Raw genomic sequence first — 681 nt, 5'->3', positions numbered from 1 at the left:
CTTGTCCACCGCCAGCGTCCAGGTGGCCACCTCGGTCTCGGCCACGCCGTCGAAGCGGGCCACCAGCAGGGCCACGTCGTCCTTGCGGTCGTCCGAGTGCAGCCGGTCCAGCACCGTGTCGCAGGCCTCCTCCGGGCTCCGCTTGGGATCGATCAGGTTCCCGCAGAGCGCCGCGAGGCCGGCTCCTATGTCACCCCCGCGCACCTCGACCAGGCCGTCGGTGCACATCACCAGCATCGAGCCGTCGCTGACGTCGATCTTCTTGGCCACGAACGGCACCCCGCCGACCCCGATCGGCGCGCCGGCCGGGATCTCCAGCAGCTCGCCGGTGCCGTCCGGGTGCACCAGCACCGGCGGCACGTGGCCGGCGCTGGCCAGCTCGCAGGTGCGGTTGATCGGGTCGTAGACCGCGTACAGGCAGGTGGCCAGGTGGTCGTCGCCGAGCTTGTGGGCCAGGTTGTCCAGGTGGCGCAGCAGCTGGCCGGGCGGCAGGTCGAGCGCGGCCAGGGTCTGCATGGCGGTGCGGAAGCGGCCCATCGCGGCGGCCGAGTGCAGGCCGTGGCCCATCACGTCGCCGACCACCAGGGCGACCCGGCTGCCGGGCAGCTGGATCGCGTCGAACCAGTCGCCGCCGACCTCGGCCCGCCGGTCGCCCGGCATGTAGCGGTGGGCGATCTGCAC

General features: G+C 73.1%; 1 protein-coding gene. It reads right to left on the bottom strand.

Annotated elements, in window-relative coordinates; genetic code table 11:
- Positions 1-681: PP2C family protein-serine/threonine phosphatase (locus ABD323_RS43075; RefSeq protein WP_344447487.1), on the bottom strand; the 681-nt coding region annotated here is incomplete at both ends.

This window comes from Kitasatospora nipponensis (assembly GCF_039528135.1).
GTDB lineage: Bacteria > Actinomycetota > Actinomycetes > Streptomycetales > Streptomycetaceae > Kitasatospora > Kitasatospora nipponensis.
Note: the sequence above shows the minus strand (reverse complement) of the source record. Positions and strands in the feature narration are given on the sequence as shown.